Raw genomic sequence first — 22,357 nt, 5'->3', positions numbered from 1 at the left:
AATTCGGACATTCCTACCAACTGGTAGCCCGGCATTGCATTTATGCTGACCGGCTAGGCGGAAGATTCGGCTCCGCCTGTGCGGCTCGGAGATTAGAGGAACAGCGATGTCATCGGGATACCATCGGCCCGACGCGGACCAGTGGTCGCCGGACACCGACCGGTGGACGCAGGACACCGACGTGTTCGAGCCGGTCCGCGACGCCCAGCGGCCGATGCGCGATGGCTATGGCGCGGACCGCGACGCATACGGCGCGGATTCCGAGGGCTACGGCTACGGCGCGCCCGGTGACGGCTACGACCGCGATCCCGGCGATTACGGCGTGGACCGCGGCGACGCGGCCCCCGGGTCGCCGCGCGGACGACGGCAGCCGCCCCGCAAGCGTTCCACCGCCGAGCTCGCCGGGCTGGGCGCGCTGGGGGTCGTCGTCCTGGTGCTGCTGGCCGTCGGAACCTTCCTGACCACACGGCATTTCATGGGTTCGGACGACGCCGCGCCCACGGCGGCCCCGACCGAGACCGCGGCCACCACCGCTCCGCCGGTCACCACCACGAGCAAGTCCAACCCGCCGGCCGCCGGCGCCGCGCTGTCGACCGTGATCACCTGGGTGAAGGCGGGCACCGCCGTCGACGCCGCGGACTTCCACACCGCGACCACCACCGAGGGTGTCACCAGCGACCTCGGTTCGGCCATCGCGTTCGCCAGCCCCAGCGGCAAACTCCGCTGCATGACCCCGAAGCGGGCCAACCCCAATCAGCAGGGGCTGACCTGCCTCGCCGATCTCGACAACCCGCCCGAGCGCCCGGCCAAGGCCCAGGGCAACTGGGTGGGGAACTGGATCGACTATCCGGGCGCGACCCTCGGGGTCGGGCGCATGCAGGGTGATCCGGGCCAGTTCCTGCTCGGTGACGGACCCACCCTGGCCTATGGCAGCCGCATCACCTTCGACGGGTACGACTGCCGCATGGACGAGGCGGGCCTGTTCTGCGTCAACGAAACGGCCGAGACAGCCGTGCGATTGAGCTCGTCGGGCCCGGTCGGCTACGGCTGCCTGTCCGAGTACACCTCGAAGGAGTACGGCCTCTGGTACTCCTGCGAGGCGCCGCTGCCCACGACCACCAGCGCGACCAAATCCACCACCCCGCAGCCGACCACCACCCGTCCCGGTCAGCGTCCCGGCTCCGCGGTGGCGGGCCAGCGGTGCAGCCAGTACGGGCAGCGGTCGACCGGCGCGGACGGCTCCGGCCTGATGTGCGACACCGCACCGGACGGCCTGCGCTGGTTCGTGGAGTAGCCGCTACTTGCCGATCAGCCCGAATTCGGTGAGCAGTTCCCCGATCTCGGTGCCGTCCAGCCGTTTCAGCAGCCGCTTGCGCAGAATCTGCGGGCCCGGCAGATCGATGGCCTCGCCGTCGCGCAACCGGCTGGTGGCCGCCAGCAGCGAACGGATGTCGTAGGTGGAGCCGAAGACCTCCGGTACGCCGCGTTCGATGTCGAGCAGCTGATACGCGGCCTCCATCCCGGTGCGCACCGAGTACTCGGTGGTGAAGATGCAGTCGCGGGTGGTCTCGGCGAACTGGCCGATGAAGGCGAAGTTCACCGCGCCCTCGGGCACCACCTGCGGCCGGTCGCCAGCGGTGCGCGGCATGAAGAACGCCGTCACGTACGGCATCATGACCGGCACGCACTTGGCGGCGTTCGCGGCGAGTTCGGGAATGTCCTCGACCGGAACACCCAGGTGGTACAGCCATTCCCGGGTGATCTCCTCGCCCGTGCACTCCTGCATCGACTTCTTCACGTAGTCGCCCGGGGTGTCCACGAACAGCGCGTACACCCACACCACGATCTGATCGGCGGGCTGCTGCTTGAAGTGCGGCTGGCGGTTCACCGTCCAGCTCATCAACCAGCTCGAATCCTTCACCGTCACGATGCCGCCGGTGACGACCTTGCCGCTGAAGGGATCTCGCTTGCAGATCTTCTGAATGTATTCGGGGATACGCTGATCCAGCGTTGTCACCGTCGCCGATTCCCACTTGGTCTTGGCGATGTCACCGGCGAAGACCTCGGGCCGCCCGAACGCCGGATCCTTGGCGGCGATGGTGCGCCACAGATCCCAGGCCGGGGCCGGGCCTTCGTTCAGCTTCGCCGGGGTGTGCTGATCGCCCTCGTCGGAGTTCTCGGTGAGCGAGCCGATCGTCATGAACAGCAGGTCGTCCGCGCCCAGGTCCACCCCGCCCGGCACGCCCTCGGACTCCCAGTGAATCCGCTTGGCCTGCTTGCGCGTTGCCGTGATCTCGAAGTCCACGTCGGTCACCGTGGTGTCGAACCGGAACGTCACGCCCTGATCGAGCAGCCAGCGGTACAGCGGCAGCACCAGCGATTCGTACTGGTTGTACTTGGTGAACTTGAGCGCGGAGAAGTCCGGCAGCCCGCCGATGTGGTGGATGAAGCGGTGCAGGTACAGCTTCATCTCCAGCGCGCTGTGCCACTCTTCGAAGGCGAACATCGTGCGCCAGTACATCCAGAAGTTGCTCTCGAAGAAGTCCTTCGAGAACACCTCGTCGATCCGCTTGTTCTCCATCTCCTCGCGGGTGGCCAGGAAGACCTTGATGATGTCCTTCTGCGCCTTCTCGTTCAGGGTGAACAGGCCGTCGGTGTGCGCGTCCTGCCCGCGGTTCAGGGTGGCGCGCTGCAGCGAGAAGTTCGGGTCGTCCTTGTTGAGCCAATAGAATTCGTCCAGCACGCTGGCGTCGTCGACCTCCAGGGACGGGATCGAGCGGAACAGATCCCACAGACACTCGAAGTGGTTCTCCATCTCGCGCCCGCCGCGAATCACGAAGCCCTTCTTCGGTTCCTTGATGCCGTCGAGCGCACCGCCGGGGAGCTTCAGCTCCTCGAGGATCGTGATCCTGTCCCCGGGCAACCGCCCGTCGCGAATCAGGAAGGCCGCGCCCGAGAGCGAGGCCAGCCCGGAACCCACGAACCATGCCGACTTGTCCTCGACCCCCGCGGGTTTGCGGGGCCGTGCGAACGCTTCGTAGTTGCCATTGCTGTAATACATCCGGCTCCTTCTCGAATCGGTTCGAACATGGTGTGCGGGAAGAGATTCACGCGACCCCGGCGTGCTAGGCGGGATACTTGTAGAAGCCCTCCCCGCTGGCGATGCCGAGCTTGCCCTTGTCGATGTAGTTGCTCTTCAACCACGCGGCGAGCTGCTTGCCGTTCGGGTCGTCGCTGTTGACCAGGATGTTGTAGGGGGTGGTGAGACCGATGACGTCGAGAATCCGGAACGGGCCCATGGGCGCGCCGGTCGCGATCGTCCACGTCTTGTCCACCGCCTCGGGATCGGCGTAACCGCCAGCGCTCAGCGCCATGGCCGAGTTGAGCAGCGGCACCAGCAGCGAGTTGAGGACGTAACCCGCCTTCTCCTTGTGTATTTCGATGGGCACCATGCCGATCGCGGACGCGAAGTCGACGACCGCCTGGTACACCTTCGGATCGGTGGCGGGGGTACCCATGACCTCGGCGGTGTTGAACTTCCACACCTGATTGGCGAAGTGCAGGGCCAGGAATCGATCCGGGCGGCCGGTGAACTCGACCATGTCGCTGGGCAGCAGCGTGGAGGAGTTGGTCGCGAAAATCGTTTTCTCCGGCGCGGATTCGGCGAGTTTGCGATACGTGTCCTGCTTGATGGACAGCACCTCGGGCACCGCCTCGATCACCAGGTCCGCGTCCCGGACCGCCTGTGCCAGATCCGAACTCAGCGTGATTCCGGCGGCTGTGCGCTCGGCCTTGCCGTCGCCGGCCCCGGCGACGTCGGTCGTGTAGGTCGCGGCGAGCTTGTCGAAACGCTCCTGTGCGGCCTTCAGCGCGTCATCGCTGATGTCGTACGCGGTGACCTCGAAACCGCTGAACGCGGTCTGGAAGGCGATCTGCGAACCCAGGACGCCGGTTCCCAGCACGGTGACCTTGCGAATATCGATGCTCATGCTCTCTCCTGTTCGGTGGTGAGTGCGGCGAAGAATCCGGTGACCAGCAGTGCGATCTGCGCACGCAGGTCCCGTAGGGGGTCGTGATCCGGATGGACGCCGGTGGCCGGCCGGGCCAGTGCCAGGTGCAGCACCGCGAAGATGCCGCGCCCGGTGAGCCGGGCCTGTTCGTCCACTCGCGGGCCGTCCAGGCCGCGGGCCCGCGCGTCGGCGGTGAGCCGCTGCGCGAACAGGGTCTCCGCGCGGGCCACCAGTTCCAGGCCCTGCTGCCGATACTTCTCGGCGGGCGACCCGAACAGCAGCTCACGCTGGTAGATCACGGTGTTCTCGGCGCCGCGCCGGGCGGCCTCGGTGATCGGGCGGACCATGGCCAGCAGGGCACGCACGGGATCGGTCTCGGCCCGCGCGGCCCGCTCGCCGCTGTCGAGCGCGGTGCGGAAATCCCGGTTGAACACCATCAGGAACAGCTCGCCCTTGGTGGCGGCGTACCGGAACAGCGTGCCCGCCGCGATATCGGCGCGATCGGAGATCTGCTGGGTGGTGACACTCGCGAACCCCTTCTCGGCAAACAGCGCGGCGGCGGCCTCGAAGATGCGGTCCTGCTTGTCGAGCATGCCGCGCGTACGCCGGTTGACCGGTGCCGACGGAGTGTTTCCGGCCATCCGGCACCTCCGCTTCCCTAACCCGTAATGAGTGGACTCATCAGAGAGCGTACGCCTGGCTAACGAGTTCGCAACCCGCGCCGGGTCAGAAGCGCAGTACCGCGATGGCCGCGCGCGCGGCGGTGCTCGCGGGGAACAGGCTCTCGATCTGCTCGGGTTCGAGCATGTAGACCGCGCCCTTGTGCTCGAGTGTGCGCACGGTCGCGTACTCGGCCAGATCGATCACCGAAGTGCCCGGCTCGGAATGGGTTTCGACGGCGTCGGTCATCTCGTCGAAGCGACCCCACTCGGCCACGCCGTGGGTGACGAGCAGCGATTCCACCCGGCCCTGGAAGGCCGCGCGCACCACTTCACCGATGGTGACGGCCACCCGGGTCGGCCCGTCGGCCAGCAGTTGCGCGGCGTGCTCGACGGCGGCGCGCTGGGCCGCCTCGAAGCGCGGGCGCACCACCTCGTAGGCCGCGGCGTGCAGTGCGGCGCCGGTCAGCGCGGCCGGGTTGGTGTCCACCGTGCCGGTGAAGAGCGGGCCCAGGGTGGTGCGCTTCTTGAACTGGCCGGCCAGTTCCGCGTCGGCCACCAGCACCAGCGGTATCGCCGCGTCGGCCAGATGGCGATCGACGGCCGAGGTGACCTTGCCCGCCCATTCCTCGAGCGTGGTCTTGCGCCAGTCGGCGGGGGTGACGCCGTAGGCCTGGGTGCTGGCGCTGGTGCGGCCGCCGGTGTGCGGGCGGGCGGCGGGTGTGGCCTGCACCCGGTGCTGGCGGTCGTCGTCGAGGTTCTCGGTCGGACTGCCGGGTAGCCCGCCGTCGTAGTCCTCGGTCATGGCGAACTTCGAGGCCGAATACAGGTGTGCGCCTTCGGCGGTCATGGTGAGTACGGCGAATTCACCGTCGGCGGCGAGCAGCGGCAGCAGCGGCTTCACGTAGAAGTCGGCGCCGACGATCACCTGTTCGGTCAGCACCAGGGGGACCTGGTGGCGGTACTGGGTGCCGTCCGCGCCCAGGAACAGGGCCAGGCCCTGATCCTGATGCCGCCAGAAGGGCACGTCCTCGATGAGCGCCTCGGCCGGTGCGAGCAGCTCGCGGGCCTCGGTCTTGCTCGCGCCCGCGGCCAGCAGCGCGGTATGGGCTTCGGTGAGCAGATTCCGGAAGCGGATCGGATCCTGCCGGGTCTGCGGCCCGCTGACGTGGGTGGGCATGAAGAGCGATACACCGCGCCCGGGCGCGGCTTTGATCAGGGTGGAAAGGTCGGACTGTGTGAACATCTGCCGTCCTTAGGTTGAGGTCGCCGGTCGTCCCAGGCGTTAGCCAGGGTAATGGCCAGACCTGTCCCGGGGCAGGGGTCGACCGGATTGAGATGACCTTGTTCCTCAATGAAAACCCTGATCAGCCGGGTGTATCGGCGACCTTCTGTGAAGTAGCCAAGAAGTCGCGGAGAATTGCCGCGAGCCGGTCGGGGGTTTCCACGTTCGGGCTGTGCCCGGCCTCGTCGATGAGTTCGAAGCGCGCGCCCACCGCGGCGTAGCGATCGCGGGTGCGCTCCCAGTCGTACAGGCGGTCGTGGCGGCCGTGGACCACGAGCGCGGGCAGTTCGGTCATCTCCAGTTGCCGGTCCAGGGGATTGGCGGCCAGTGCCCTGCGGCGCACCGCGCTGACCTGGTGGTAGGCCCGCCACGACATGGCGCGATGGTCCCGGATCATCTGGTCGAGGCCGGGTATCGCGGCATCGAGGTCGAAACCCCGGGCGAAGCCCTCGGACAGCGCGCGCCGCAGGGCCGGCGCGGGCGCGAGATGTTGCACGAGCATGGCGATCGGCGGGAATGCGAGCACCGGCGCACCGGGCGTGACGGTGAGGTAGCTCAGGTCCGGGGCCTGGTCCAGGATCACGACCTCGCTCACCCGCTCGGTCCGGGCGGCCACCGCGAGGGCGGCGTCCGCGCCCCAGGAATGCCCGACCACGGCGACGTCCTCGAGGTCCAGGGCGATGAGCAGGCCCGCGAGCATATCGCCCTGGCCGTCCTGATCGAAGCCGGAACTGCCTCCGGTGCAACCGAATCCGAGCAGGTCGGGCCGGACGACGCGGTAGGTGTCGGTGAGCAGCGGGGTGAGCGCGTCCCACCAGTGCAGCGACCCCTCGAAGCCGTGCAGCAGCAGCACCGGCTTGCCGTCCTCGGGACCCTCCACGCGCACGTGCACCTCGTGGCCGAGGACCGGAATCAGCTCCCCGGTCCGTGCGCGCGACCTGGTTGCGCTCGACTTCATCGCCTTCACCCACCGAATGCTCGACCTGACAGAACCGCGGTCGATCCTCTCATTTCGGGCCGACGGCCGACGGGGCGTGGTCACGTGCGCGACCGCGACCGCGCCCCCGGCCGAGATCAGACGGCCGCGCCCTCGGGTACCTGGTCGGCCAGTGCGACGATCTCGGCCAGCAGGTCGGCGGTGGTGAGCAGTTGCTGTTCGGTGTGCTCGGAGGTGATGAAGAAGCGGAGCCGTTCCTTGCCGAGGGGAACCGCAGGGGCCGAGATCGCCCCGGCGTAGACCCCGCGCTGGAGCAGCATGGCCGAGACGAAACCGGCGCGCATCTCCCCGGGGATGATGACCGGGATGATCGGAGTGCCCTGGGAGTCACCGAGATTCAGGCCGCGTTCGCGCAGGGCCGCATGGAACAGCTCGGCGTTGCGCCACAGCCGGCTGACCCGCTTGGGCTCGGAGTCCAGGACCTCGAGCCCGGCCAGGGCGGCGGCGATGGTGGAGGGCGCGGGGCCGCCGGTGAGCATGGCGACGCCGGGCGCGCTGGCCTTCATCGCGGCGATGAGGTCCGCGTCCCCGGCGATGAATCCGCCGCAGCTGCCCAGCGCCTTGGACAGGGTGCCCATCCAGATGTCGACCTCGGAGCCGAGCATGCCGTAGTGCTCGCGAATACCGTGGCCGCGCGCACCGAAGACACCGAACGAATGCGCCTCGTCGACCATGACCGCGCAGTCGAATTCCCGTGCGATGGCGGCGAGTTCGGCCACCCGGCCCACCGTGCCGTCCATGCTGTAGTGACCCTCGAGCACCACCAGCGCGCGATCGAAGCCCGAGCGCGACATGCGCAGCACCGCCCGCAGCGACTCGGGGTCGTTGTGCCGGAAGTTGATCCGGCGGCAGCCCGCCCACTGGGTGCCCGAGACCACGCTGCCGTGAATGAGCGTGTCGCAGATGGCGACATCGCCCTCGCCGAGCAGGAACCCGATCACGCCGGCGTTGGTGAGGTAGCCGCTGGTGGTCACCATGGCGTCGCCGACGTCGTAGGTGTCGGCGAGCCGGCGCTCCAGCTCGCCGTAGAGCGGGATCTCGCCGGAGACGATGCGGCTGGCCGAGGCCGAGGCGCCGTACCGGTCCAGCGCGGCCTTGGCGGCCTGCACCACTCGCGGGTGACTGGACAGGCCCAGGTAGTTGTAGGCGCTGAAGTTGATCAGCTCGCCCGGCGCCCCCTCGGCCCGGATGACGGTGTCGTTCGGGCTGGTTCGCGGCAGGAAGACCGGGCTCGTCATGCCGGACTGCTCGGTCATGGACGCGATGATCGCCCGCTTGGCGACCGCCGCGGCGACCTCGGGATGGTCGGCGAACTGCCGCCCGGGGCCGCGCGGAGCCCGCGCGGGGGTGCCGGACGCGGCGGGCCGCGCCGCCGCCCCGGTGCGCACGGCGGGGCCGCTCGCGGGCCGGGCGCTCGGTCCCGGGCGCAGACCACCCCCGACCGGCGGAGTTCCGTTGCCCGCCAGTAGTTGCCGGGCCAGATCGCGAGCCGATGCGGTCATGCCTGCACCTCCGTGGTCGTCGTGGTGGCGGCGGCCGCGGGGCGGCCGTTCGTCTCGTGATCACTGCCTTCGGCGCCGGATTCGACCGTGCCGCCGTTGATTTCGGTTGTGCTCGGCGCTGCGGCCGGGGCCGATCCGTCGGCGGTTGGGACGGCGGCTTCGACCGCGGAGCCGACCGGTTCCACGGCCTGTGTTCCCGTCGCGATCGGACTCGCGGCGGGTCCGTCGAGGGCGGGAGCAGCCGGGACGGTCGTGCTCACCGCGCCGGCGTCCGAACCCGTTTCCCCGACCAGGAATTCGGCCGCTCGCGCGCCGGCCTGCTCCAGGGTGAAGGTGCGGCCCATCTTGAGCGAGGTCAGGTCGATGCCCAGCGTCTTGCTCACCAGGGCGCCGAACTCGACGGCCATGAGCGAGTCCAGGCCGAGTTCGGGCACCGGGACGGTGAGATCGATCGAGTCGGCGTCCACGCCCATGACCGTCGCGAGTTGCTCGGCGAGCATGTGCGCCACCACATCCCCGCGCTTCTGCTCGTCCAGTGCCCGCAGCGCGGCGATCAGCTGCGAGTTCGCCGAATCGTCCTCGGCGGCCGCCGCGATCTGCGCCGCGACCCGGGCGAGCATGCTGAAGTGCGGTGCGGTCGAGGCGACCTTGCCCCAGTCGGTCGGGATGATGGCGACCTGGTGGTGGAGGCCGAGTTCCAGTGCCTTTTCCAGGAATTCGGTGCCCTCGTCCATGGTGATGGGGTCGAAGCCGGTGGCGATCAGATACCGCGTCACGGTCTCGTCGGCCTCGGCCATGCCGCCGCCGGACATGTGACCCCAGCCCACCGCCAGCGCGGTGCCGCCGTCGCGCACCACCACGTCCGCGATCGACTGCAGCGCGATATTGGCGGCGGTGTAGGCGTACTGCCCGACACCGGCGAAAATGGCACTGCCGGAGGAGAACAGCACGAACATGTCGAGTTCGGCGCCGGTCGCGGCGAGGGCGGACCGCAGCGCCTGCGCACCCTCGATCTTGGGCCGGAACACCGACTCCAGGCTGGCGCGATCCATGATCGAGAGACGTTTGTCGTCGACGATGCCCGCGGTGTGGAAGACGCCGCGCAGCGGGTGCTCGGGGGAGTGGGCCCGGGCCACGACCGCGGTCATGGCCTCGACGTCGGTGACGTCGACCTTCTCCACCGTGACCCGCACGCCGGCGTGCTCCCACGCCGCCAGCTGATCCCGGCTCGCCGCGCTGGTCGCGCCGCCGCGCCCGAGCAGCGTCAGCCGCTGCGCGCCGCGCCCGACCAGCCAGCGCCCGATCGCCAGACCGAAGGCGCCGAAGCCGCCGGTCACCAGGTACTCCGCGTCGGGATCCACCCGCACCGCCGGCACCTGCGGCCGCACGAGCGGCGCGGCGTGCTCCAGGCTGACCGCGATGCGGCCGATCTTGGTGGAGCGGGCCACGTCCTCGAACGCCTTGGCCACGTCGTCGGTGTCGTAGACCTCGAACGGCAGTCGCCGGTAGGTCCCGTCCACCAGGTGGTGCTCGACCCGGTTCATCAGCGCCACGCTCTCGGCCCGGCGCATGCCGAGCATGCGGTCCAGGTCGAAGGAGTGGTACGAGATGTTCTTGTCGAACAGCCGCAGATCGAGCACGCCGCCGGTGTAGATGTCGGCCTTGCCGATCTCCACGATGCGCCCGAACTCGGCCACCGCCTTGAAGTTCCGGCGCAGGATCTCGCCCGGCGCGGTGCTGATGACGACGTCGGCTCCGCGCCCGCCGGTGAGCCCGAGCACGTCGTCGGCGAAGTTCAGCGAGCGTGAGTCCAGGACGTGATCGGCGCCCTGCTCCAGCACGTAGGCGCGGCGCTCGTCGGTGCTCGCGGTGCCGATGACCACCGCGCCGTGCAGCGCGGCGATCTGGACCGCGGCCGAGCCGACGCCGCCCGCCGCGCCGTGCACCAGCACCACGTCACCGGCGCGCACGCGGGCCAGTTCCAGCAGGGCGTGCTCGGCGGTGGCGAAGGAGACCAGGTTGGTGCTGAAGCCGGGCTGCGATTCGTCCGGGACCGCGGACATGAGATCGCGGGGCGCGGTGTGGAATCGGCTGATCATGCCCTTGGAGGACAGCATGACCCGGTCGCCGATGGCCAGATCGGTGACGTCCGCGCCGAGCCGGACCACGACCGCGTCGCCCTCCATGCCGGGCGTAATGCCGAAGTAGGTGCCCGCGAGCTCCTCCGCGCCGAGTACGCCGAGCACCTTGAGCGGGTCCTTGTAGTTCAGGCCGACCGCCAGCATGCGGACCTCGACCTCGTTCGCCTCCGGCGCGCGCCGGTCGCACCCGCGCCAGCCCAGCCGGGACAGCACGCGCGACTTGGGCAGTTCCAGGGTGAAGTTGGCCTCCGGATCGTGCAGCGGCACAGCCTGATCCAGCGCCTCGATCCGGCCCGGCAGCGAGGCGTCCACGACCGGGACCCAGCGCAGTCCGGTGCGCAGGAAGACCTCGTCGGTGTCGTCGTAACCGAAGGCGCCGGGAATGGCGAGCTCGGCCGCCAATTCGGCGTCGCCGGTGTCGGATTCGATGTCGACCAGTCGCCAGCGCAGGCGCGGCTGCTCGTTCAGCAGCACGCGGCGGGCGCCGGCGAGCGCGGCGTGCGCCGGATCGGGCGCGGTGTCCTCGTCGGGGTGCGCGAAGGCGCGCTCGGTGACCAGGGTCAGGTGCAGCGAGCCGTCACCGGTCATGGTGATCTCGGTGCCGCGCCGTTCCAGCCAGGCTTCGAGGAAGCCCTCCAGCGCGACCGCGAGCCGCCGCAGCGTCCACAGGTTGTCCAGATCCGCGAAGGCGTGCCCCGCCACCAGCACCACGTGCAGGCGTTCGATCTCCGCGTCGTCCAGGGCCGCCCACAGGCGTTCCAGCAGAGCGGTTTCCAGGTCGTCGCGCCCCGGGTCACCGATGGCGAGCAGTTCCGCGTGCCGGGCGCCCGCCGCGATGCGGGCCGCCCGCTCGCCGGGTTCGGGGCCGAGTTCGACCACCAGCGTGTGCACCGTGTCCGCGCTCGGCAGGCCGGCGAGTTCCACCGGTTCCCGCATCTCCCAGCGGTCCTCGAAGAAGAAGTCCGTCATGCGCTGCAGCGCACCGCGTCCCGGCGCTATGGATCCGAACCGCATACCGATGATCCGCATGATCACCTGCTGTTCGGGATCGAGCAGATCGATGTCGGCGACGGGCCCGTCGGCGGTGTCGAGCCGGGCCACCACGGTCACCTCCGCGGGCAGGGCGCCGAAGACGCGCACCTCGTCCACGCCGACCGGCACCATGGCGCCGTCGTCCTTGCCGCCGGCGCCCGCCAGCAGCGCGGCCACGCTCTGCAGCGCGGCGTCGACCACGCACGGGTGCGCGAGATGGCCCGAATCCTGGGCGATGGTGGCGTCCAGGGTCGCGAGCACCGTCGCGCCCGAGACCCGGACCGAGGTGGCGCGCTGGAACGCCGGGCCGTACTGCAGTCCGCGCGCGGCCAATCCGGCGTAGAAGGCGGCCGGATCGATGCCGTGCAGTTCGTCGACGTCGGGCAGGTCCACCTTGGTTGACTCGAACGCGCCCTCCACGAGCCGGCCGGTGGCGTGCACGGTCCACAGCGCGTCGGGGGTGGTGCGCGAGCGGATGACGAAGCGGCGGGTGGCCTCCTCGACCTTCAGCTCCATGGTGGGTACCGTGCCGTCGTCGATGATCAGCGGTGCGACGAAGCGCACCTGTTCCAGGGCGACGCGGGTGGATTCGGTGCGCACCGCGGCCGCGCTCAGGGCCGCGTCCAGGTAGGCCGCGCCGGGCAGGATGCGCGCGCCGCCGACCACGTGATCGGCCAGCCACTCCATCCCGCCGATGCCGAGCTGGACCCGCCAGGACGTGGTCGGATCGTCGCGGTTCGCGTCGCCGAGCATGGGGTATCCGCCGGGGGTGCCGTACTGCTGCTGCCGGAAGAACGGCAGTTCGGTGCGCAGGTGGGTGCGCTGCCACGGGTAGCGCGGCAGGTCGATGTGCGGGGTCACCAGGTCGGCGAACAGCGCGTCGATGGGCAGCACGCCCGCCGCGTACAGCCCGGCCAGGGTCTGGCGCACGCTGGTGGCGTCGTCCTGCTTGCGATTGAGCGTGGCCACGGTGGTGCCGGTCTCGCCCGCGCCGATCAGGATTTCGCGAATGTTCGCGCCCAGCACCGGATGCGGGCCCACCTCGACGAAGACCCGGTTGCCCGCGCCGATGAGTTCGGTGACGGCGTCGGCGAAGCGCACGGGCTGGCGCACGTTGGCGCACCAGTACTCGGCGTCCCAGTCGGCCCCGGTGACCTGTCGCCCGGTGACCGTGGACAGCAGCGGCAGCGTCGGCTCGGACACCGTGAGATCGGCGAGCACCGAACGCAGTTCGTCGAGGATCGGATCCATGAGGTAGCTGTGGTACGGCACCTCGACGTGCAGCGCCTTGGCGAAAACGCCCTGCGCGGTGAGGTTCTCGGCGATCTCGTCGAGGCGTTCGCGCGCACCCGCGAGGGTGACGGCGCTGGGGCTGTTGACGGCCGCGATGTCCACCAGGTCGTCCCCGGCGATCAACTCCAGCGCGGCGGCCTGCGGCAGGCCGATGGCGAGCATGCCGCCGGAGCCGGCGGTGGTGGCCTGCAGGCGGGCGCGATGACAGCTCACCAGCAGGGCGTCGCGCAGGGAGAGCATGCCGCTCACGTAGGCCGCGGACACCTCGCCCACGCTGTGCCCCACCACCGCGGCGGGGTGAATGCCGTGCTCGGCCAGCAGCGCGAACAGCGCGACCTGGATCAGGAAGTTGGCGGGCTGGGCGATGGCGGTCTCGGTGACCCGGGACTCCTGCTCCGGCCGGCGCAGCTCCGCGAGGATGGACCAGCCGGCGATCTCGGTGAACACCGCGTCGATCCGTTCGGCCTCGGCGGCGAAAGTGCCTCCGGCCGCCAGCAATTCGCGTCCCATGCCCCACCACTGCGGGCCCATGCCGGTGAACACGAAGACCGGCTCGGCGACCTTGGACGCGATCACCTTGGTGGCGGACTTGCCGCCGCCGTTGGCGAATTCGACCAGGGCGGTGACCAATTCGGTGTCGTCGCCGAAGGGCAGCCCGGTGCGGAACTGGTGGTGCTGGCGGCGGGTCCAGGCCGCCTCGGCCAGCAGCGCGGGATCCGCGCCGTCGGCGATGAGTTCGGCGAAGCCGCGGGCCAGATCGCGGGTGGCCTTGTCGGTGCGCGCCGAGAGCGGCAGCACGCCGAAGTGCCGGGGCGCCCGCCCGGCGTCCGCGGCCGGGACGTATTCCTGCAGGATGGCGTGCGCGTTGGTGCCGCCGTAGCCGAAACCGTTGACGGCCACCGTCATGCGCTCGACCTCGGGGCCCACCGGCTCGGCCTCGAGCTGGAGCCGGATGCCGAGTTCATCGAACGGGATGTCGGGGTTGGGGGTGTCGAGCCAGCCCTGCGGGGCGATGGTGCGCTTGGAGATGGCCAGCGCGGACTTGATGACGCTGGCGATGCCCGAAGCGGCCTCGGTGTGCCCGAGCTGGGCCTTGACCGATCCCACGCCGACCGGGGTGGTGCGCCCGGGTACCCGGCCGTAGGCGTTGCCGATGGCGCGCAGCTCCAGCGGATCGCCGACCGGGGTGCCGGTGCCGTGCGCCTCCACGTAGGTGACCTCGTGCGGGGCGATCCCGGCGCGCGCCGACACGGTCTTGGCCAGCGCCTCCTGCAGGTCGGCGTTGGGCACGGTGATGGCGGTGGTGCGCCCGTCCTGGTTGGAGCCGGTGGCCTTGATGACGGCGTAGACCCGGTCCCCGTCGCGTTCGGCGTCCGCGAGCTTCTTCAGCACGACCATGCCCGAGCCCTCGCCGCGCCCGTACCCGTCGGCGGCGGCGTCGAAGGGCTTGCTGCGGCCGTCGGCGGCCAGGAAGCCGCCCTTGCACATGGAGACGAAGGGTTCGGGCTGCATGAGCATGGTGACGCCGCCCGCCAGGGCGACGGTGCAGTCGCCGTTGAGCAGCGCCTGGCTCGCCAGGTGCAGGGCGACCAGCGAAGAGGAGCACGCGGTGTCCACGGTCAGCGCGGGGCCGACCATGTTGAGCGCGAAGGCGATTCGGTTCGACAGCATGGTGTAGGACGCGCCCGCGGCGGTGTGCATGTCCACGTACGGCAGCGCGGCGGTGGTGTTGGAGACCGCGAGCTGATCGAGGGTGAACGCGCCCACGTAGACGCCGATGGGCGCACCCGCGATGCGACCCGCGATGCCGGCGTCGTCCAGCGCCTCCCAGGCGACCTCCAGGATCAGGCGCTGCTGCGGATCCATGGCGGCGGCCTCGCGCGGCGAGATGCCGAAGAAATCCGGATCGAAGGCCCAGGGATCGCCGGTCATGAAGGCCGCGCGCCGGGTGTACATGCGGCCCGGGGTGCGCTTGTCCGGGTCGTAGTAGCGCCGGTAGTCCCAGCGTTCGGCCGGGATCTCGGTGACACCGTCGCGCTTATCGATAATGAAGTCCCAGAACGCTTCTGGGGAATCGATACCGCCCGCGTATCGGCACCCGATTCCGACGATGGCAATATCAGACACGACGACTCCTCGGCAAATCAGATCGAAACTGGCATTCCCCCCGAGACGTGGGCCCGACCCCACGGTGTGTCTTTCCGCCGAACGGCGCGGTCAGCCGATGCCGACCGGAACCGGCGGCCGCAATACGAAATTCATCTCCGGGCCCCCGCGCCCGATCCTGGCCCTGCGGACGAACTCGAATCCGAAAGCCCGGTAGTAGTCGACATTCGCGTCCTTGCAAATGCCGCACACCGCCGCCTGTTCGCGGTCGGATTCGGCGGCGAGCCAGTGCACCAGCGCCCGGCCCACCCCGGAACGCTGTACCCGTGGCTCGCAGCCCAGATAGACGAGATAGTTGTGGGCCGTGGCCGGTGTGGTCTCGGCGATGGCCGCGTCCACATCCATTCCGCGCCCGGTCGCCCCGGCCATGGCCCACAACAGTTGTGGCCCGGAAATCGCTTCCCGCCACAGGGATTTGGCGTATCCGGCCGGGTACCAGAGCATCGCCCCGACGATCTCGCCATCGATGGTGGCCACCGCCGCTCCGCCCGCGGGCAGGAAGCGATGCCGGATCATGATGCGCAACATGCGGGGTGACCTGCGGTGCCGGTCGGCCGGGTCCGGAAAGACGTACTCCTCGATCGGGTCGTCGGTGGCGAATGCCCGCGAGATGATGCGCGCCATGTCGTCGATGTCGTGCTCGGTGGCACGGCGAAAAACCGGTGCGCCCAACTGATTCAAAGCCGTCCCTCTACCCTGTGCCGCCCACTGCCCGATAGCGCGCCGGGGCTGCCACGCGCGCTACGGACCGACCCGCCTCGAGATGCTACTGATCGGTAGTACTGGTCAGTAGGTTACACGCGCTCGATCACAGCGGCAGTGGTAGTTGTTGTGGCATAAAACAATTCACGACGCTATTGCTCATCGGTTGGACATGGCCTAGAGTCGCGCGATCGAAAAGCATTGCGGTGCAATGTTGTTGGCTCAGACAGTGGGAATGCCGAGGTGTCCGCCGGGTTGCCGAGTCAACCATTGGGGTATTTGTCCGAATTTGCGCGAACGCGAAAGCGTGCGCGATCCGACACTCCGGGACACCGCCCCGGGTGAACCCCCGATGGCTGCCGGGCGACCGCACGCGGACGATCGCATCGGCCTTCGGGGGTTGTCGCCCGCATTCGATGCCGGTGATGTCACACTTGTCCATGCCGCGTCATCTATTGCTCGAGTTGATCACCATTCCGCTGTTCACCGGCGTCATCGGGTACATCACCAACTGGACCGGCATACTCATGCTCTTCGAGCCCATTCGCTTCCACGGTGTCCGGGTGCCGGGTCTGCGCTGGGTCTACCCGTATCTGCCGCGGCGCATCCAGGTGCTGCCGCTGCTGTCGCACGACGGCCGCTTCGGCTGGCAGGGCATCGTGCCCTCGCGCGCGGAGAAGATGGCCAGCATCGCGGTCGACAAGGGCCTGTCCAAACTCGGCAGCATGGCGGACTTCTATCGGGAGCTCGACCCGGACAGCATCGCCGAACAGCTGGTCGACCTCATCCGGCCGCAGATCCCCGGCATCGTGCACCGCATCATGGTGCGGCGCAATCCGCAGCTCTGGTACAACCTGCCCGCCTCGGCGCGCGAGCTCATCTATCGCCGGGTCGCCGAACAGCTGCCGGTCAGCGCGCGCGACATCACCACCGGCATCGGTGAGCACATCGAGGAGCTCATCGATCCCAAATGGATGACCATCCGCCACCTCACCGCGCACCCCAGGCTGATCAACCGCATGTTCCGCGAGATCGCGGCCCGCGAGCTGCGCTTCATGCAGAACTTCGGTTTCTACTTCGGCTTCCCGATGGGTTTCCTGCTGGTGGGGATCCTGCACTTCTGGCCGTACTGGTGGGTGCTGCCGCTCGGCGGGGTCGTCATCGGCTACGTCGTGAACTGGGTCGGCATCACCATGATCTACGAGCCGCTGACCCCGCGCTGGTGGGTGCCGTGGCGTCAGGGCCTGATGCTGCGGCGGCGCAACGAGATCGCCGACGGCTACGCCGAGATCATCGCCGGCGAGGTCATGACGCCCCAGCGCATCGCGCACGAACTGCTGGCGGGCCCGCGCGCCGATCGGACGCTCTCGCTGCTGGAATCGGTGATGGGCGCCTCGGTCGACGAGGCCGCGGGGCAGGCGCTGCACGCGGTGCGCTTCTCCCTGGGCCGCGCGGGGTACGAGCGCATCAAATCCGACGTGACCCCGGAACTGCTGCAGCTGACCGAGACAGCCTTCGCCGATCCCGACTTCCTCTCGGCCCAGAGCGCGCGCGTGCGCGACTACGTCGCGGTGCAGATGCGGGAGCTGGACCGCAAGGACTTCGTGGAACTGCTGCGCTCGGCCACCCGCCAGGACGAGTGGCTGCTGTTCGTGCACGGCGCGGTTCTCGGCGTGGTGGGCGGATTCATCCACCTCGCCATATTCGGTGTGTGAGCGCCTATCTCGTGGAATTCGCCAGCTCGATCAGCCGGGCGCGCACCAGATCCGGTCGTTCGTCGACGATGAAATGCCCACAGCCCGAGACCGGTTCGAAGACGTAGTCGTCGGCCTGTGCGGTGTCCGAGGCGGCCATCGAATGATGTACCGCCACATCGTCGACCCCGAACAGCGCCCGCACCGGAATGCCGATGCGGCGGCGCTCGGGGGTCTTGGTGGAGTTCGGGATCTCGTGCAGCCAGAAGGTGCGATAGGTGTCGGTGGCCGCGCGGGCGCACACCGGATCGCGGAAACGGTCCGAATAACTGCGCACCACATCGGGACTGACCGCGTCGCGATCGGTCATCGCGCCCGCGATCAGGCGCTCGAGGAAGCGCGTGCGCTGCTGCAACGGCACCCCGACGGTCGCGATGAGCGGCTGGTACGCCAGGAACCGCCACACGTGGCGCAGCACCACCTGCGACGGCACCCACGGATGCGCCATGTTGAGTACCAGGAAGCCGCCGAACCGCTCCGGTGCGCGCAGCACCATGCGGTAGCCGATGAAGCCGCCCCAATCGTGCCCGGCCAGCAGCACATCGCGCAGCCCCATGGCATCGAGCAGGGCGAGCAGGTCCGAGGCGACCTCCTCCTTGGCCCAGCGGTGCGGGGGCGGCCCCGACCAGCCGTATCCGGGCAGGTCGGGGACGATGATTCGCAGACCGGCGGGTGGATCCGCGAGTAGGTCCCGATAGGCGTAATGGTGCTGCGGCCACCCGTGCAGCAGCACCACCGGCCGGCCGTCGGCCGGCCCCGCCTCGGTCACATGGAACCGCACGCCGCGCGCCTCGACGAAACTGCGGCGCACCCCCGCGATGGCCGGGGGCTCGGACGAGCTGGCGGTGTAACCGGATTCGGACATGCAGTCACGATAGCCAGTGCGCGGGCCCCATCGTGACTATTGCGCGGGCTGGACCCGGCGTTCGTCCCACCGGCGGAGCGCCGGTTCGAGCCCGCGCGCCGCGATCGGGCCGAAGGAGGCCATCAACAGTACGTAAGTGGTGGCCAGAGCGGCGAATTCGCCCGGCGCGGCACCGGCCGCGACGGCCAGTCCCGCGATGACGATGGAGAATTCGCCGCGGGCCACCAAAGCCGATCCCGCCCGGGCGCGTCCATACCGGGAGGTCCCTACGCGCGCGGCCGCCCACCACCCCGTCGCGATCTTCGTCGCGGCGGTCAGCACCGCGAGCGCCACCGCCCAGCCCAGCACCGGCGGAATGCTGGCCGGATCGGTGCTCAGGCCGAACAGCACGAAGAACAGGGCCGCGAACAGATCCCGCAGCGGCTCCAGGATCTTGGTGGCGTTGTGCGCGGTGGAGTCGGAGACCGCGATGCCCAGCAGGAACGCCCCGACCGCGGCCGAGACCTGCAGTGCGGAGGCCACTCCGGCGACCAGCAGGGCCGAACCGAGGATCTTCAGCAGGAAGATCTCGCGGTCGTCGCTGTCCACGATCATCGAGACGTAGCGGCCGTAGCGCAGCGCCACCACCAGCACGACGGTGACCGCCGTCAGGGCGATGCCGAGGGTTTTCAGCCCGGCCGCGAAACCGGCTCCGGCCAGGACTGCGGTCAGCACCGGCAGGTACGCGGCCATCACCAGGTCCTCGAAGACCAGGATCGACAGGATGGTCGGGGTCTCCCGATTGCCCAGTCGGCCCAGATCGTCCAGCACCTTGGCGACGATGCCGGAGGAGGAGATGTAGGTGACCCCGGCCATGGCGACCGCGCCGGTCAGGCCCCAGCCCAGCACGAGCGCGACCAACACCCCGGGTGTCGCGTTCAGTGCCAGGTCCAGGACGCCAGCGGCCCAGGATTGGCGCAGGCCGGTGACCAGTTCGCCGGCGGTGTACTCCAATCCGAGCAGGAGCAGCAGCAGGATCACGCCGATCTCGCTGGCCATGTGGATGAACTCGTCCGCCTGCGGCAGTTCGACGAATCCGCCGGTGCCGAACATCAATCCGCCGATGAGATACAGCGGAATGGGGGAGAGTCCGATGCGGGCGGCCACGCGCCCGAGTAATCCGAGTCCGAAAAGTACCGCGCCCAGTTGAATCAATCCGAGGGCGGTGTCGTGTGCCACCATCGCCGCTTACCCGTCTGTTCGAATCAGCGCGGTGGGTGGGCAGGTGTGCGCGCCGCGCGGGAGGTCGGGGACCCGATCGGCGTAGCGCGGAGTGATGGATGAAAAGCCTTTGCGCACACCGATACTCGGCTGCGATTTCGCGTCTGTATTCACGCCCTACGATAACCCGACAAATCGGACAGTCTGTCCGGTACGGCGAATTCGGATGTGCGCGTGCGGCGGATCGCGGGTGCGAGATTGCGGCCGGTTGCGCCCGAACCGGGAGATCGCCGCACATAATCTGAGGCATGCCGAAGCCGTGTCTACTCCTGCAGTTGCGGCCCGAGACAGCGGCCGCGGACGACGAATACTTCGCGGTGCTGCGCAGTGCCCGGATGGACCCGGACGCGGTGGTGCGGGTGCAGATGGACCGCGATTTCCCGGCGCTGACCCTGGACGATTACTCCTCGGTCATCGTCGGCGGCGGGCCGAGCAACCTGAGTAATCCCGAACCCGAGAAATACGATTACCAGCGGCGATTCGAACCCCCGCTGCGGGAACTGCTCGCCGAGATCGTGGCGCGGGATTTTCCCTATCTGGGCGCGTGCTACGGACTCGGCATTCTGGCCGTGGTGCTGGGCGGGGAGGTCAGCACCGCGCGATTCGGTGAACAGGCGGGCGCGCAGACCATCGAATTGACCGCGGCGGCGCGGAAAGATCCGCTGCTGCACGATCTGCCCGAGCGATTCCGGGCCTTCGTCGGGCACAAGGAAGCCTGTCAGGCGGTGCCGCCTGGCGCGGTGTTGCTCGCCGGATCCGGTGACTGCCCGGTTCAGATGATCCGGTACGGCGAGAATGTGTACGCCACCCAATTCCATCCCGAACTCGACGGCGACGGGCTCGCGGTGCGTATCGAAACCTACCGGCACGCGGGATATTTCGATCCGGCCGAGGCCGATTATCTGATCGCGCTCGGGCATCGGGAATCGGTTCCGGTGCCCGCGGAGATCCTGCGGCGCTTCATTACGCGTTATCCCGCCGGCCGGTGAGCGGCCGGGGCGAGGGCTCGCGGCCGGCCGCTCCGATCCGGCTTCGGCCCTGTAGTTTCGAAACCGTGAGTGCGTGGTTGGGTCGCAAGTTTCATCGGGTCGGGCGTTTCGACAGGTCGGTCAGCGGGGCGGTGGCGCGAATTCCGCTGTCCGGGGCCGACAGCGGCATGCTGCACCTGACCCGCACGGCCGACAAGGGCGTGCTGTGGATGGCCGTCGCGGCGGCGCTGGCATCCAAGCAGGGCTCCACGCGCCGTGCCGCGCTGCGCGGGGTGATCTCGGTGGCCGGGGCCAGTTTCACCGTGAATCTGGTGCTGAAGAACATGTTCGCGCGGCGGCGGCCCGCGGCCGAGGAGTTGCCGATCGGCCGGCGGCTGATAGATCAGCCGACCTCGTCGTCGTTCCCGTCCGGGCACAGCGCCTCGGCCGCGGCGTTCGCGACCGCCGTCGCGCTGGAGAGCCCGCGCACCGGCATGGTGATCGCGCCCATCGCGGCGGCCGTGGCCTATTCGCGGGTGCACACCGGCGTGCACTGGGCCTCGGACGTGTTCGTCGGCGCGGCGGTCGGTTCCGGCATCGCGCTGGCGACCCGGCTGTGGTGGCCGGTGCGCGAATCCGACGAGGCCGCAGCGCATCTGGTGCGCGAGGCGCCCCGGCTGCCGGACGGCGCCGGTCTGATCGTGGTGGTCAACCCGGTGTCCGGTGATCCCGGATACGACCCGACCGCCGATGTCGCCGCGGCGCTGCCCGCGGCGACCGTGCTGCGCACCGAACCCGGACTGGACTGCGTCCATCAGCTCGAAGAGGCGCTGGAGCAGGCGCTTTCGGGGCCGGAGAAGATCCTGGCGGTCGGCGCGGCCGGCGGCGACGGCACCATCGCCGCGGCGGCCACGGTGGCGCTGCGGCACGGGCTGGCGCTGGTCGTCATCCCGACCGGCACCCTCAACCACTTCGCGCGTGACCTCGGGGTCTACGACCTGCTCGAGGTCAGCGACGCCACCGGCGCGGGCGAGGCCGTCGCGGTCGACATCGCCTCGGTCGAACTGGAATCGGAATCCGGGACGCGCACCCACCACCTCATCAACACCGCGAGCCTGGGCGCCTACCCCGACCTGGTGCGCCTGCGCGAGAAGTGGCAGGGCCGCTGGGGCAAGTGGCCCGCGTTCGCTCTCGCCCTGGTGGTGATCCTGCGCCGCGCCAAGCCGATTCGCATCCGCTTCGAGGATCGCTGGCACGAGGTCTGGTTCGTCTTCGTCGGCAACGGCCCGTACCACCCGCACGGCGCGGTCCCGGCCTTCCGCGCCCGCCTGGACGCCAACCTCCTGGATGTGCGCTGGCTCCGCGCCGACGTCCGCTTCTCCCGCACCCGCGCCGTGATCGCCCTGTCCCTGGCCGCGATCGGCCGCAGCAAGGTCTACGGCGAACGCCAGGTCCCCGAGCTGACGATCCACCTCGATGCCCCCGAGGCCGTGGCCGCCGACGGCGAGGTGATCGGCGAGGCCGCGACCGTCCGCTTCTCGATGGCCGGCCAGGTGACCGCCTACCGCCGCAACGAGGACAATCCCCGCTGGGCGACCCGCCCCCGCCCCCACCACCGCGAGAATCCGCTGACCCGCGTGCGGGAGTTCTTCCAGCGCGACTGACCGGCTGCCTGCCAGGCCGGGCGGGCTCGCCTGTCTCGAGCCGAATCCAAGCCTTGTCT

General features: G+C 69.4%; 14 protein-coding genes. 4 read left to right on the top strand and 10 right to left on the bottom strand.

The window, feature by feature from the left end; translation table 11 throughout:
* Positions 1-106 precede the first annotated feature (106 nt).
* The gene (locus ACWDOP_RS21795; protein WP_456346537.1) at positions 107-1,294 is read left to right on the top strand and encodes a hypothetical protein; all 1,188 of its coding nucleotides are present in this window, start codon (positions 107-109) and stop codon (positions 1,292-1,294) included.
* Between the two features lie 3 nt (positions 1,295-1,297).
* Here ACWDOP_RS21795 and ACWDOP_RS21790 read toward each other — a convergent pair whose 3' ends face one another.
* From ACWDOP_RS21790 to ACWDOP_RS21755, 8 genes are all read right to left on the bottom strand, one after another.
* Positions 1,298-3,061, bottom strand: coding sequence for an oleate hydratase (locus ACWDOP_RS21790; RefSeq protein ID WP_456346536.1), 1,764 nt, complete (start codon positions 3,059-3,061; stop codon positions 1,298-1,300).
* A gap of 64 nt (positions 3,062-3,125) precedes the next feature.
* Positions 3,126-3,989: a 3-hydroxyacyl-CoA dehydrogenase gene (locus tag ACWDOP_RS21785; RefSeq protein WP_456346535.1), complete on the bottom strand. Its 864-nt coding sequence runs from the start codon at positions 3,987-3,989 to the stop codon at positions 3,126-3,128.
* The gene (locus tag ACWDOP_RS21780; RefSeq protein ID WP_454205362.1) at positions 3,986-4,651 is read right to left on the bottom strand and encodes a TetR/AcrR family transcriptional regulator; all 666 of its coding nucleotides are present in this window, start codon (positions 4,649-4,651) and stop codon (positions 3,986-3,988) included. Before ACWDOP_RS21780 ends, ACWDOP_RS21785 begins: the two co-directional genes overlap by 4 nt.
* An 85-nt stretch (positions 4,652-4,736) precedes the next feature.
* Positions 4,737-5,915 carry a baeRF3 domain-containing protein gene (locus ACWDOP_RS21775; protein WP_454205361.1) on the bottom strand — a complete coding sequence of 393 codons (1,179 nt, stop codon included), beginning with the start codon at positions 5,913-5,915 and terminating at the stop codon, positions 4,737-4,739.
* Between the two features lie 121 nt (positions 5,916-6,036).
* Entirely contained in the window at positions 6,037-6,912 is an 876-nt protein-coding gene (locus tag ACWDOP_RS21770; RefSeq protein ID WP_456346534.1) for an alpha/beta fold hydrolase, read from the bottom strand.
* 116 nt (positions 6,913-7,028) lie between these two features.
* Entirely contained in the window at positions 7,029-8,453 is a 1,425-nt protein-coding gene (locus ACWDOP_RS21765) for an aminotransferase class I/II-fold pyridoxal phosphate-dependent enzyme (RefSeq protein ID WP_456346533.1), read from the bottom strand.
* A complete protein-coding gene (locus ACWDOP_RS21760; RefSeq protein ID WP_456346532.1) occupies positions 8,450-15,046 on the bottom strand; it encodes a type I polyketide synthase in 6,597 nt (2,198 codons plus the stop codon). The genes ACWDOP_RS21765 and ACWDOP_RS21760 overlap by 4 nt, the downstream gene beginning before the upstream one ends.
* Before the next feature lie 90 nt (positions 15,047-15,136).
* Entirely contained in the window at positions 15,137-15,766 is a 630-nt protein-coding gene (locus ACWDOP_RS21755; RefSeq protein ID WP_456346531.1) for a GNAT family N-acetyltransferase, read from the bottom strand.
* 446 nt (positions 15,767-16,212) lie between these two features.
* Here ACWDOP_RS21755 and ACWDOP_RS21750 point away from each other — a divergent pair, with 446 nt between their 5' ends.
* A complete protein-coding gene (locus tag ACWDOP_RS21750; RefSeq protein WP_456346530.1) occupies positions 16,213-17,502 on the top strand; it encodes a hypothetical protein in 1,290 nt (429 codons plus the stop codon).
* A 4-nt stretch (positions 17,503-17,506) separates the two neighbouring features.
* Here the strand turns inward: ACWDOP_RS21750 and ACWDOP_RS21745 are convergent, their stop codons facing one another.
* Entirely contained in the window at positions 17,507-18,406 is a 900-nt protein-coding gene (locus ACWDOP_RS21745; protein WP_456346529.1) for an alpha/beta fold hydrolase, read from the bottom strand.
* Between the two features lie 36 nt (positions 18,407-18,442).
* On the bottom strand, positions 18,443-19,627 hold the full coding sequence (locus ACWDOP_RS21740) for a cation:proton antiporter (RefSeq protein WP_456346528.1): 1,185 nt from the start codon (positions 19,625-19,627) through the stop codon (positions 18,443-18,445).
* Between the two features lie 287 nt (positions 19,628-19,914).
* Between ACWDOP_RS21740 and ACWDOP_RS21735 the strand changes: the two genes are divergently transcribed.
* Complete coding sequence (locus ACWDOP_RS21735) at positions 19,915-20,655, top strand: glutamine amidotransferase (RefSeq protein WP_456346527.1); 741 nt, start codon at positions 19,915-19,917, stop codon at positions 20,653-20,655.
* A 65-nt stretch (positions 20,656-20,720) separates the two neighbouring features.
* Positions 20,721-22,298: a phosphatase PAP2 family protein gene (locus tag ACWDOP_RS21730; protein WP_456346526.1), complete on the top strand. Its 1,578-nt coding sequence runs from the start codon at positions 20,721-20,723 to the stop codon at positions 22,296-22,298.
* The last annotated feature ends 59 nt before the right edge of the window (positions 22,299-22,357 follow it).

The organism is Nocardia sp. NPDC003693, from assembly GCF_053981095.1.
Note: the sequence above shows the minus strand (reverse complement) of the source record. Positions and strands in the feature narration are given on the sequence as shown.

Excerpts from the sequence above, each read along its gene's own strand:
- ACWDOP_RS21775 (WP_454205361.1), bottom strand. The coding sequence starts at position 5,915 with ATGTTCACACAGTCCGACCTTTCCACCCTGATCAAAGCCGCGCCCGGG.
- ACWDOP_RS21780 (WP_454205362.1), bottom strand. The coding sequence starts at position 4,651 with ATGGCCGGAAACACTCCGTCGGCACCGGTCAACCGGCGTACGCGCGGC.
- ACWDOP_RS21795 (WP_456346537.1), top strand. The coding sequence starts at position 107 with ATGTCATCGGGATACCATCGGCCCGACGCGGACCAGTGGTCGCCGGAC.
- ACWDOP_RS21790 (WP_456346536.1), bottom strand. The coding sequence starts at position 3,061 with ATGTATTACAGCAATGGCAACTACGAAGCGTTCGCACGGCCCCGCAAA.
- ACWDOP_RS21745 (WP_456346529.1), bottom strand. The coding sequence starts at position 18,406 with ATGTCCGAATCCGGTTACACCGCCAGCTCGTCCGAGCCCCCGGCCATC.
- ACWDOP_RS21740 (WP_456346528.1), bottom strand. The coding sequence starts at position 19,627 with ATGGTGGCACACGACACCGCCCTCGGATTGATTCAACTGGGCGCGGTA.
- ACWDOP_RS21750 (WP_456346530.1), top strand. The coding sequence starts at position 16,213 with ATGTCACACTTGTCCATGCCGCGTCATCTATTGCTCGAGTTGATCACC.
- ACWDOP_RS21765 (WP_456346533.1), bottom strand. The coding sequence starts at position 8,453 with ATGACCGCATCGGCTCGCGATCTGGCCCGGCAACTACTGGCGGGCAAC.
- ACWDOP_RS21785 (WP_456346535.1), bottom strand. The coding sequence starts at position 3,989 with ATGAGCATCGATATTCGCAAGGTCACCGTGCTGGGAACCGGCGTCCTG.
- ACWDOP_RS21735 (WP_456346527.1), top strand. The coding sequence starts at position 19,915 with ATGCCGAAGCCGTGTCTACTCCTGCAGTTGCGGCCCGAGACAGCGGCC.
- ACWDOP_RS21770 (WP_456346534.1), bottom strand. The coding sequence starts at position 6,912 with ATGAAGTCGAGCGCAACCAGGTCGCGCGCACGGACCGGGGAGCTGATT.